The organism is Georgenia sp. Z1344, assembly GCF_049856295.1.
Lineage (GTDB): Bacteria > Actinomycetota > Actinomycetes > Actinomycetales > Actinomycetaceae > JB111.
The window spans coordinates 1-12,015 of record NZ_JBNDMZ010000011.1 but is presented as its reverse complement, the minus strand read 5'-3'; the positions used below and the strand labels follow the sequence as shown (position 1 = coordinate 12,015).

Genomic DNA, 12,015 nt, shown 5'->3' with positions numbered 1-12,015 from the left:
GACCTCATGACCGAGGACCTGATCGCCACCGCGCTGACAACCGCCACCGACACCCAGGCGATCGTCCACGGACGAGGCGTGGTGGGCCGCACCGGGGAGGTGTTCGCCGAGCAGTTCGCCGGTCGGCGCGGCATCGTCGTCGCCGACGGCAACACGTGGGCCCTCGCGGGCGAGGCCGTCACCGAGTCGCTGCGCGCGGCCGGGATCGACCTCGACGAGCCCTACGTCTTCCCGGGCACGCCCACGCTCTACGCCGGCTACGAGAACGTCGAGCTCATCCGTGAGCACCTGCGGGGCACCGACGCGGTGGCCTGCTCGATCGGGTCGGGCACGCTCAACGACATCGTCAAGCTCGCCTCGGGCGAGCTCGAGCGGCCCTACATGAACGTGTGCACCGCCGCCTCGATGGACGGGTACGCCGCCTTCGGGTCGTCGATCACCAAGGACGGCTTCAAGATCACGCGCAACTGCCCGGCGCCGACCGCGCTGGTGGCGGACCTCGACCTCATGGCGACGGCCCCGCAGCGCCTGACGGCGACCGGCTTCGGCGACCTCGTCGAGAAGGTCCCCGCCGGCGCCGACTGGATCATCTCCGACATCCTCGGGGTCGAGACGATCGACGAGTACGTCTGGGGCCTCGTCCAGGGCCCGCTGCGCGAGTCCCTCTCGCGGCCCGACGACCTCGCGAAGTCGGACCCCGATGCGCTCGCGGGCCTCGCCGAGGGTCTGCTGATGTCCGGCCTGGCCATGCAGGCGCACCAGAGCTCGCGGCCCGCCTCGGGCGCCGGCCACCAGTTCTCGCACACGTGGGAGATGGAGGGGCACGGCCTGGACTGGGAGCCCCCGCTCTCGCACGGCTTCAAGGTCGGCCTCGGCACGGTGGCGCTCTGCGCGCTCTACGAGGTCGCGCTGACCAAGGACGTGCCGGCCATCAACATCGACGCGCTCGTGGCGGCCTGGCCGTCCCGCGAGGAGATGGAGGCCCGGGTGCGCGCGATGCACACCACCGAGCGCGCCGCCCCGCTCGTCGAGCCGGCCGTGCAGCAGACGCTGGCGAAGTACCTCGAGCCCGAGCAGCTGCGCGAGCGGCTCGAGCTGGTCGTCCGCGAGTGGCCGACCATCGTCGAGAAGTGCCGTGAGCAGCTCGTGAGCGCCGACGAGGCCCGCGAGATGCTCAAGGCGGTCGGCGCCGTGTACCACCCGGAGCAGATCGACATCGACATGGAGCGGTTCCGGCTCACCTACTACCGCGCGCAGACCATCCGCTCGCGGTACACGCTCCTCGACCTCCTCCTCGAGGTCGGGCTGCTCGAGGAGTGCGTCGAGGAGCTGTTCTCGCCCGAGGGCTACTGGTCGCAGGAGTCCGCGCGCTGACCCCCGTCGGGTCCCGGTCCGGCGGGCACCGGGACCCGACGACGAAGCACCACGTCCCCGCCACCGACGACGGCGTCACCCCGCCGGGAGGAAGGCAGCACAGTGACCAAGGACAGCAAGTTCGTCATCGGCATCGACTTCGGGACGCTCTCGGGCCGGGCCAGCATCATCCGCGTGAGCGACGGCCTCGAGAAGGGGTCCTCGGTCATCGTCGACTACCCGAGCGCGGTCATGGACCGCACCCTGGACGCGGCGGACGGGCAGAAGCTCCCGCCCGAGTTCGCCCTCCAGGACCCGGCCGACTACATCCACGTCCTCAGCAAGGCCGTCCCGGCCGCCATGAACGACGCCGACATCACGGCCGACCAGGTGGTCGGGCTCGGCATCGACTTCACCTCCGCGACGGTCGTCGCCGCGAAGGAGGACGGCACGCCGCTGTGCGAGCTCGAGGAGTTCCGCAACCGCCCGCACGCCTGGGTCAAGCTGTGGAAGCACCACGGCGGCCAGGAGCAGGCGACCCGCATCGTCGAGGTGGCCAAGGAGCGTGGGGAGACCTGGCTCGGCCGCTACGGCAACACGATCTCCTCGGAGCTCCTCCTGCCCAAGGTCCTCGAGACCCTCGAGGAGGACCCGGAGGTCTACGCGGCCACCGACGTCTTCGTCAACGCGCTCGACTGGATCGTCTGGAGGATGACGGGCACCCTCGTGCAGTCCGCCGGCGACTCCGGCTACAAGCGGATGTTCCAGGACGGTCAGTACCCCTCGCGCGAGTACCTCGAGGCGCTCAACCCCGAGTTCGGGGGCATCTTCGAGGAGAAGATGGCGGCCCCCGTGGCCGCGCTGGCCTCGAAGGCCGGCGAGCTGAACGAGGAGTTCGCCTCGCTCATGGGGCTCGCCGCCGGCACCGCCGTGGCGGTCGGCAACATCGACGCCCACGTCACCGCGGCCGCCGTCAAGGCCGTCGAGGCGGGCCAGCTCACGGCGATCCTCGGCACCTCCGCCGTGTACGTCGTCTCGGGTCCGGATCTCGTCGAGGTCCCCGGGATGTTCGGCGTCGTCGACGGCGGAATCGTCGACGGCCTGTGGGGCTTCGAGGGCGGCCAGTCCGCCGTCGGCGACATCTTCGGCTGGTTCGTCGACCACAGCGTCCCGCCGGAGTACCACGAGGCCGCGAAGAAGGCGGGCAAGTCGGTCCACGACTACCTCACCGACCTCGGGGCGAACCAGCAGATCGGCGAGCACGGACTCGTCGCGCTCGACTGGCACGGCGGCAACCGGTCCGTCCTGGTGGACACCGACCTGTCCGGGCTGATGATCGGCACCACGCTCACCACCCGCCCGGAGGACCAGTACCGGGCGCTCCTCGAGTCGACGGCCTTCGGCGCCCGCATGATCGTCGACACCTTCAAGGAGCACGGCGTCGAGATCAACGAGTTCGTCGCCGCCGGCGGCCTGCTGAAGAACAAGTTCCTCATGCAGCTGTTCTCCGACGTCACGCGCCTGCCGATCTCGGTCGCGACGGCGGCCCACGCGGGCGCCCTCGGCTCGGCCGTCCACGCCGCGGTCGCCGCCGGCGAGTACGAGACCATCCAGGAGGCCTCGGAGGCGATGGGCGGAAAGGTCCGCAACGCCTACCTGCCCAGCGAGCAGCGCGCGACGCTGTACGACGAGCTGTACGCCGAGTACGTCCAGCTGCACGACTACTTCGGGCGCGGCGGCAACGAGCTGATGCACCGGCTCAAGGCGATCCGCGCCCGCGCGGCCGCCCGGGGCGCGAAGAAGTAACGACGCCGCGCCCGGCCGGGCCGCTCCCGGCCGGGCGCCGTCGCCGTACCGGCACGCCGGACCGACCAAGGAGAGCAGTGACCGCAGGACAGGTAGTCGACGAACCGACCGGGGACGTCCCCGCGCTGGCGGACCTCGCGCCCGAGGTGCGTGCCACCGTCGAGCAGGCTCGTGCGGAGGTGGCCGCCCTGCACGCCGAGCTGCCCCGCTGGGGGCTCGTCGTGTGGACGGCGGGCAACGTCTCGGCCCGCGTGCCGGTCGACGGCGGCGAGGACCTCATGGTCATCAAGCCCTCCGGCGTCAGCTACGACGAGCTCGCGCCCGAGCTCATGGTCGTCACCGACCTGTGGGGGCGGGCCCTGGCCGACCCGGACGCCTCGCGCGTGCTCAGCCCGTCCTCCGACACCGCCGCGCACGCCTACGTCTACCGGCACATGCCCGAGGTCGGGGGAGTGGTGCACACCCACTCCACCTACGCGGTCGCCTGGGCGGCCCGCGGCGAGCCCGTCCCCTGCGTGCTGACGATGATGGCCGACGAGTTCGGCGGGGAGATCCCCGTCGGACCGTTCGCGATCATCGGCGACGACTCCATCGGCCGGGGCATCGTCGAGACGCTGCGCGGGCACCGCTCCCCGGCCGTCCTCATGCAGAACCACGGGCCCTTCACGATCGGGACGGACGCGAAGGCCGCCGTCAAGGCCGCCGTCATGTGCGAGGAGGTCGCCCGCACCGTGCACGTCTCGCGCCAGCTCGGCGAGCCCCTCCCGATCCCCGACGACGCCGTCACGCGCCTGTACGAGCGCTACCAGGGCGTCTACGGCCAGAACTGACCGCATCACCCACGACAAGGAGCAGCACATGACCACCGTCGTCGTACTCGGGTCCGGCATCATGGCGACAGCCCTGACCTTCCCGCTCCGTCAGAACGGGCACGAGGTCCGGCTCGTCGGGACCCACCTCGACCGCGACATCATCGAGTCGATCCAGACCACCGGTCGGCACCCCGACCTCGACCTCGTGGTGGAGGACGGGATCACGGCGTACCAGCTCGAGGACGCGGAGCAGGCGTTCGACGGCGCCGACGTCGTCATGTCCGGCGTCAACTCCTTCGGCGTGGACTGGGTCGGGGAGCAGCTCGCCCGCCTCCTGCGGCCCGGCCAGACCGTCCTCTCGGTCACCAAGGGCATGCTGGCCGACGACGACGGCACCCTCGAGATGATCCCCGACGCCCTCAAGCGGATCGTCGGCGACGAGCTCGCGGGGCAGGTCGACTGGGCCGCGATCGTCGGCCCGTCGATCGCCGGCGAGCTCGCGGTCGGTCACGACACGGCGGTCGTCTTCTCGGGCGACAAGGAGGAGGTGGTCGAGCGCCTCGCGCAGCTGTTCCGTACGGACTACTACCACGTGTGGACGACGACCGACTTCCTCGGCGCCGAGATCGGCGCGGCCACGAAGAACATCTACGCGTTCGCGGCCGGGTTCGGGGAGGGGCTGCAGCTCAAGGAGGGCGACGACGCCAACGAGCGCTACCGCCGCCTCAACCTCACCGCGGCGATCTTCGCCCAGGGCGCGCAGGAGATGCACCGCTTCTACGAGATCCTCGGGGGCGACCCGAGGATGGTCTGGGGCCTGCCCGGCGTGGGGGACATGCACGTGACCTCGGCCGGCGGCCGCAACGTCAAGGCCGGCACCTACGTCGGCTCCGGCATCCCGTTCTCCGAGGTCCGCGACTCCCTGATGAAGGGCGTCACCCTCGAGGGCGTCAACGCGATCCGCGTGGTCGGGGCGGCGATCGAGAAGCAGATCGAGCGCGGCGTGCTCGAGGCCCACGAGTTCCCGCTGCTGCGCCACCTGCACGGGATCATCGCGCGCGACGAGCCCATCGACCTCCCGTGGGACGAGTTCTTCGGGGGGCGGAAGTGAGCGACGACCCGCTCGTCATCGCGATCGACTCCTCGACCTCGGCCACCAAGGCCGTCGTCGTGGACGCGGCAGGCAGGACCCTGAGCGAGGGCCGGGCGGAGATCGACCTGCTCCAGCCGCGGATGAACCACTACGAGCACGACGCCCGCCAGTGGTGGTTCTCCACCGACTCGGCGGTCGGGCGCGCGGTGGGCGGCCTGAGCGCCGAGCAGAAGGCGCGCGTCGCCGCGCTCGCGATCACCCACCAGCGCGAGAGCTTCGTGCCGGTGGACGCGACGGGCGCGCCGACCCGGAACGCGGTGCTGTGGCTCGACTCGCGCGCGGCGAAGCAGATCCGTGAGCACGGGTCCGACGAGATCCACCAGCTCTCCGGCAAGCCGGCCGACACCACGCCGGCGCTCTACAAGATGATCTGGCTCAAGGAGAACGAGCCCGACGTCCTGGCGGGAGCGGACAAGGTGGTCGACGTCCACGCCTACCTCGTGCACGCGATGACCGGCCGCTGGGTCTCCTCCCACGCCTCGGCCGACACGCTCGCGCTGTTCGACATCGAGGCGCTCGACTACTCCGACCAGCTGCTCGAGCTCGCCGGCGTGCGCCGCGACCAGATGGCGGAGCTCGCGGCCCCCGGGGACGTGGTCGGCGAGCTCGACCTCGAGGTGGCGCAGCACTGGGGGCTCAAGCACACGGTGCCGGTGATCTCCGGGCTCGGCGACGGGCAGGGCTCCGGTCTCGGCACCGCCGCCATCGACCCCGAGGTCGCCTACATCAACATCGGCACCTCGATCGTGGCCGGCGTGCACTCGGCCGACTACCGGTACGGGAAGGAGTACCGCACGCTCGCCGCGGGGCTCGCGGGGCAGTACGTCCTTGAGATCGTGCAGAACTCGGGATCGGTGCTCGCGAACTGGTTCCGCTCCGAGCTCGGGAAGCCGGAGCTCGACGGGAGGCCGGACCCCGAGCTCGAGGCGGCGGCCGCGAAGGTCGCCATCGGCGCCGAGGGCCTGCTCACGCTCCCGTACTGGAACGCCGTGCAGTCGCCGTGGTGGAACCCGGTGGCGAGCGGTGCGATGGTCGGCTTCGGCGGCGCACACACCCGCGCCCACATGTACCGCTCGATCCTCGAGGGCACCGCGTACGAGCTGCGGCAGAACCTCGCCGGGATGCAGCGGGGCACCGGCACGCGGCTGACCGAGCTGCGTGCCACGGGCGGGGGGTCGCGGTCCGACCTGTGGACGCAGATCCTCGCGGACACCGTGGGGCTGCCGATCGTGGCCTCCGGCGTCGAGGAGGTCTCCGCCCAGGGAGCGGCCGTCCTCGCGATGGCGCACACGGGCGTCCACGGCGACGTCCCCGCCACCGCTCGGGCGATGGCGCGGACCGGGCACGTGACCGAGCCTGACGAGAAGCGGGGCGAGGAGTATGCGCGCTGGGGCGAGGCCCAGGCCACGCTCTACGAGCACCTCGAGCCCGTCTACGAGCGCCTGTGGGAGCTCACGGGGGAGTGACGCCCCGCGGGTGAGGGCGCGGCCGGGCCGGTGCGGGTGACCGCACCGGCCCGGTGTGCGCCCGTCGTCGGAGGCACGAGCGTCCGCGACGGGACGGACGCACCTTCGTCGTCGTGGACGCGGGTTCCGGATGCCTGCACGCTGCGAGCTCGCAGACCTGCTCGACCATCGCCGGCATACTCGCGCCATCACAAGTGTGCTGTTGTTTTTCACGCGCGTGATGTGGGATGCTCGATGCGCGGTCCGACGTCGGGCCGTGGGACCCACCGCCGAGCCCGCAGCGTCCGGCCGGGCGTCCCCCGTGGTCACGCCGAGACCTGCGACCCAGGAGAGCTGTCATGACGACGATCACCATCCTCGGTGCCGGTGCGATGGGCTCCGCCCTCGCCACCCCGTACCGCGCCCAGGGCCACGACGTCCGACTCTGGGGCACCTGGCTCGACGACCACCTCCTCGACGCCGTCGAGGCCGGCCGGCCGCACCCGCGCACGAACGTCCGGCTCGCCGAGGGCACCCGGCTCTTCCGGTCCGGCGAGCTCGAGGCCGCGCTCGACGGCGCCGAGTACGTCGTCCTCTCGGTCGCCTCCGTCGGCGTCGAGAAGGTCGCCGAGCTCGCGCTGCCCGGCATCGCCAGGGCGCGTGCCCTCCTGCTCACCTCGAAGGGTTTTGCCCCCGATGCCGAGGGCCGGATCGAGCTCCTGCCCGACGCCGTGCGGCGGGTCGCCGCCACGAGCGGCACCCCGCTGCCGCCGATCGTCGCCGTCGGCGGGCCCTGCAAGGCCAACGAGGTGGCGGCCGACCGCTGGACCGCCACGCTGTACGCCGGCAAGGACGAGGCGATCGTGGCGGAGGTGGCCGACTCGCTCAGCTCGACCACGTACCGCATCGAGGGCGCGACCGACGAGGTCGGGCTCGAGGTGAGTGCCCCGATGAAGAACGTCTACGCCATCGCGCTCGGCATCGCCGACGGACTCCACGAGGCACACGACGAGCCGTTCCACAACCTCAAGTCCGCGACGTTCGCCCAGGCGGTCCGCGAGATCGCGGCCCTCGGCGAGGCGCTCGGCGGCCGCACCGAGACCGTGTACGGCCTCGCCGGGGTGGGGGACCTCGAGGTGACCGGGCTGTCCGGGCGCAACAAGGTCTACGGCTCGCGCATCGGACGGGGCGAGGAGGCAGGGGCGGCGCTCGAGGCGATGGTCGCGGCCGAGCAGACCGTCGAGGGCGTCCCCGCCGCGGGGCTCGCGGTGCGCCTCGTCGAGCAGATCGGTGGCTCTCTGCCGGATCGGATGCCGCTGCTCGCCGCGGTCGCGGCCGTCATCGACGGCGCCGAGGATCCGGCCGGACGCGTCGCCGCCGCGGTCCTGCCGTGACGGAGCACGTCCCCACGACGAGCCGCACCGCCGCGTCCGGCACCGTTGCGTCGACGTCCGACGTATCCGTGAGCCGCGTGTGCGGGCGGAGCGCCGAGGAGCGCCGATGAACCAGGAGGACGCGCGCGGCGCCGGGGAGCTGAGCCGACGGCGCCACCGGCTCGCGGACATCGTGGTCGAACGCGGCTCGGTCCAGGTCGAGGAGCTCGTCGGCGAGCTCGGCGTCTCGGCCATGACCGTCTACCGGGACCTCGCCGCGCTCGAGCAGCTCGGCCTCCTCGCGCGCTCGCGCGGAACGGTGACGTCGGTGGTCACCTCGCTCGTCGAGGCGTCGGCCGCCTACCGTCTCGCCCGGGACACCGCGGTCAAGGACCAGCTCGGGACGGTCGCGGCGAGCCTCGTCCCGCCGGACAGCGTCCTCATGCTCGACGACTCGACGACCGGCCTCCACGTGCTCCGGGCCCTCGGGGACACGAGTGGTCTGACGGTCATCACACACAGCCAGTTCGTCGCCACGGAGGCGCAGGGTATGGACGGCGTGCGCCTGCACATGGTCGGCGGCCGCTGGACCGCCTGGGCGCAGGCCTACCACGGTCCCGCCACGGTGGCCGCCCTGCGCGAGCTGAGCGCCGACTGCTGCGTCATGTCGGCGACCGCGATCTGGGACGACGCGATGCACCACCCCGACGGCGACGTCACCGAGATCAAGCGCACCATGCTCGCGCGGTCGGTGCGCAAGATCCTCGTCGTCGACTCGAGCAAGTTCGCGAGGCGTGCCATGCACCGCGTGGCCGACCTCGCGCAGGTCGACGACATCGTCGTCCCGTCCTCGCTGCCCGAGGAGCGCGTCGACCACCTGCGCGACCTCGGCCTGCGCGTCCACCTGGCATGATCCCCGTGAGACCGTCAGCACCCGTGAAGGAGACCGAGATGTCGACGTCCCCCCAGGTCCGCACCCGTGGTCGGAGCCACCGATGAGGGCGGTCGTGCTGCGCGGGAAGGGCGACGTCGTCCTCACCGACGTCGAGACGCCCCGCCCCGGACCCGGTGAGGTGCTGCTCGAGGTGGCGGCCAACACCGTGTGCGGGACCGACGTGCGCCTCGTGCGCGGGGAGAAGGACGCCCGCCCCGGGGTCGTCCTCGGCCACGAGGCCGCCGGCGTGGTCCACGAGGTGGGCGAGGGCGTGAGCGCCGTGTCCGTCGGTGACCTCGTCGCGGTCCTGCCGACGATCTCGTGCGGCTCGTGCTACTTCTGCCGGCGCGACCTCGAGCACCACTGCGAGCAGGCTCGCCTGTTCGGCTACCAGGTCGACGGCGGGCTCGCTGAGTACCAGCTGGTCCCGGCCGACGCGGTCGCGCGCGGCAACCTCGTCCCGGCCCCCGCGGGCACGGACCCGGCACACCTCGCGCTCGCCGAGCCACTGGCATGCGTCCTCAACGGTCTGCGCGAGTACATGGTCGAGCTCGGGGACACCGTGGTCGTCATGGGCGCCGGGCCGATCGGCCTCCTGCACGTGCAGGTCGCACTCCTGCGCGGGGCGCGGAACGTCGTCGTCACCAACCGCTCGGCCGAGCGCCGGCAGGTCGCCTTCGACATGGGCGCCACCCTCGCCCTCGACCCGACCACGGACGACGTCGACTCCGAGGTACGGGCGCTGACGGACGGCCGCGGCGCCGACGTCGCCGTCGTCTCCATCGGCGTGCCCGAGCTGTTCTCCGAGGCGTCGAGGCTCGTGCGCATCGGCGGCCGGGTGAGCGCGTTCGCCGGGTTCCCCAAGGGCGGCACCGCCGTCATCGACCCGAACGACATCCACTACGGCCAGCTCACCGTCACCGGCGGGTCGAACTGCCGCCGGTCCGACTACCACCAGGCCGTCGACCTGCTCGCCTCCGGCGCGATCGACGGGTCCCGGTACGTCACCCACCGCTTCGGGCTCTCGGACGCGCTCGACGCGATCGAGACGACCGCGCAGCGCGGCGGGATCAAGGTCGCCGTCGTCCCGGATGCGGAGGCCGGCCCCGCCTGACCCGGCTGCGGCCCACGCCGCACGGTCGTCGGCGCCGATGAGTCGTCGGAGCGCCGTCCGTCGTCGTCGGAGGCCACGTCCTCCCGGTCCCGACTCGACCCGATCCGACCTGCTCGACCGTCCCGGCCCCCCACCCCGACCATCCACCCATCACCCATCACCAGCACGACATCGAAGGAGCTGTCATGACCAAGCTCGTCAACGACCCGTCGGACTTCCCGGCCGAGCTCGTCTCCGGGTTCGCCGCCGCGTTCCCCCACCACGTCCGCGAGGTGTACGGCGGCGTCGTCCGCGCCACCCGCACGCCCCAGGGCAAGGTCGCCGTCCTCACCGGCGGCGGCACCGGCCACTACCCGGCCTTCATGGGCTGGGTCGGCCCCGGCTTCGCCGACGGCGGCGTGACCGGCAACATCTTCGCCTCGCCCTCGGCCGCGCAGGCCGTGTCGGTCGCCAAGGCCGCCGAGCGCGGCGGCGGCGTCATCATCGGCTTCGGCAACTACGCGGGCGACGTCCTGCACTTCGGCGACGCCGTCGAGCGGCTCCGGGCCGAGGGCATCGACGCGCGCGCACTGGTCGTCACGGACGACATCGCCTCGGCCGGGGTCGACGAGATCGAGAAGCGCCGCGGCATCTCCGGCGACCTGCCCGTCTTCAAGATCGCGGCCGCGGCGGCGGAGGAGGGCATGGACATCGACGAGGTCGAGCGCGTGTTCCGCCACGCGAACGACCGCACCCGCACCCTCGGCGTCGCGTTCTCCGGCTGCACCCTGCCCGGCTCCGACGAGCCGCTCTTCACCGTGCCCAAGGGGCGGCTCGGCATCGGCCTCGGCGTGCACGGCGAGCCCGGTATCGACGAGACCGACCTCGGCACCGCCGACGAGACGGCGACCACGCTGGTCGAGGCGCTGCTCAAGGAGCGACCCGAGGGGGCGGACGGCCGCGTGGTCGTCCTGTTCAACGGCCTCGGCACCGCCAAGTACGAGGAGATGTTCGTCGCCTACCGGACCATCGAGGGTCAGCTCGAGGCGGCGGGCCTCACGGTCGTCGACCGGCTCGTCGGCGAGCTCGTCACCTCCCTCGACATGGGTGGTGTCTCGCTCACGCTCGTGTGGGTCGACGACGAGCTCGAGCGCCTGTGGAAGGCCCCCTGCGACACCCCGACCGTGAAGATGGGGCAGATCGCCGGCGAGGAGCTCACCGCCAACGAGATCCAGCAGGTCGAGTCTGCCGAGCAGGCGATCCCCGAGGCCGACGACGCCGGGAAGGCCGCCGCGGCGCGCCTCGTCGACGTGCTGTCCTCGGTCTCCGAGGCGCTGGCCGCGAAGAAGGACGAGCTCGGCGAGCTCGACACCTTCGCCGGCGACGGCGACCACGGCACCGGGATGGCGCGCGGCTCGAGCGAGGCCCTGGCCTCCGCCCGGGAGGCCGCCGACGCCGGTGCGGGTCTGCGCACGGCGCTCGGTCGCGCGGGGGAGACCTGGTCCGACCGTGCGGGCGGCACGTCCGGCGCGCTGTGGGGCGCGCTGCTCAACGCTGCCGCGGGCGAGCTGTCCGACACCGGAGCTCCGAGCGCCGACGACCTCGTCCGAGCCGCGAAGGCCGCCGTCGACGCCGTCGCTCGCGTGGGCGGGGCCGTGGCCGGTGACAAGACGATGCTCGACGCGCTCCTGCCCGGGATCGACGCCCTCGGTGCCGGTGACTGGGCCGCCGCCGCGGTGGCCGCCCAGCAGGGCGCCGAGTCGACCGAGCAGATGCGTCCCAAGCTCGGCCGCGCCCGACCGCTCGCCGAGAAGTCGGTCGGCCACGCGGACCCCGGCGCGGTGTCCGCCGCGCTCGTCGTCTGTACGATCGCCCGGCACGCGGGCACCGCCAGCTGAGGCAGCGCCGCTCACCTGTATGACGAGTGAGGTGATTCCTCCTCACGAGTGAGGGCCGCCGGGCCGCCACGACGTGGCGGCCCGGCGGCCCTCCGTCGTCGAGAGTGCGGTTCAGGTGCCGCGGGCACAACCCTGGCTCTTCGAAAGT

At 72.4% G+C, this 12,015-nt stretch carries 9 protein-coding genes; all 9 read left to right on the top strand.

The features are described 5' to 3' along the window. The first annotated feature begins 6 nt into the window (after positions 1–6). The 9 genes from ACPYO6_RS12720 (at position 7) to ACPYO6_RS12680 (ending at position 11,867) form a co-directional block, all read left to right on the top strand. On the top strand, positions 7–1,374 hold the full coding sequence (locus ACPYO6_RS12720) for a sn-glycerol-1-phosphate dehydrogenase (RefSeq protein WP_425715069.1): 1,368 nt from the start codon (positions 7–9) through the stop codon (positions 1,372–1,374). Between the two features lie 102 nt (positions 1,375–1,476). Next, positions 1,477–3,159 carry a ribulokinase gene (locus tag ACPYO6_RS12715; RefSeq protein ID WP_425715068.1) on the top strand — a complete coding sequence of 561 codons (1,683 nt, stop codon included), beginning with the start codon at positions 1,477–1,479 and terminating at the stop codon, positions 3,157–3,159. A 125-nt stretch (positions 3,160–3,284) separates the two neighbouring features. Beyond that, a complete protein-coding gene (locus ACPYO6_RS12710; protein ID WP_425715245.1) occupies positions 3,285–3,989 on the top strand; it encodes an L-ribulose-5-phosphate 4-epimerase in 705 nt (234 codons plus the stop codon). Between the two features lie 28 nt (positions 3,990–4,017). Next, entirely contained in the window at positions 4,018–5,082 is a 1,065-nt protein-coding gene (locus tag ACPYO6_RS12705; protein WP_425715066.1) for an NAD(P)H-dependent glycerol-3-phosphate dehydrogenase, read from the top strand. Next, entirely contained in the window at positions 5,079–6,590 is a 1,512-nt protein-coding gene (locus ACPYO6_RS12700) for a xylulokinase (protein WP_425715065.1), read from the top strand. The genes ACPYO6_RS12705 and ACPYO6_RS12700 overlap by 4 nt, the downstream gene beginning before the upstream one ends. 338 nt (positions 6,591–6,928) lie before the next feature. Then, positions 6,929–7,963: an NAD(P)H-dependent glycerol-3-phosphate dehydrogenase gene (locus tag ACPYO6_RS12695; RefSeq protein WP_425715064.1), complete on the top strand. Its 1,035-nt coding sequence runs from the start codon at positions 6,929–6,931 to the stop codon at positions 7,961–7,963. A gap of 106 nt (positions 7,964–8,069) precedes the next feature. Next, positions 8,070–8,855 (top strand): DeoR/GlpR family DNA-binding transcription regulator, encoded by a 786-nt coding sequence (locus ACPYO6_RS12690; RefSeq protein WP_425715063.1) that lies wholly within the window; start codon positions 8,070–8,072, stop codon positions 8,853–8,855. A gap of 82 nt (positions 8,856–8,937) precedes the next feature. Next, positions 8,938–9,990, top strand: coding sequence for a zinc-binding dehydrogenase (locus ACPYO6_RS12685; protein ID WP_425715062.1), 1,053 nt, complete (start codon positions 8,938–8,940; stop codon positions 9,988–9,990). A 185-nt stretch (positions 9,991–10,175) separates the two neighbouring features. Further along, a complete protein-coding gene (locus tag ACPYO6_RS12680) occupies positions 10,176–11,867 on the top strand; it encodes a dihydroxyacetone kinase family protein (RefSeq protein WP_425715061.1) in 1,692 nt (563 codons plus the stop codon). The last annotated feature ends 148 nt before the right edge of the window (positions 11,868–12,015 follow it).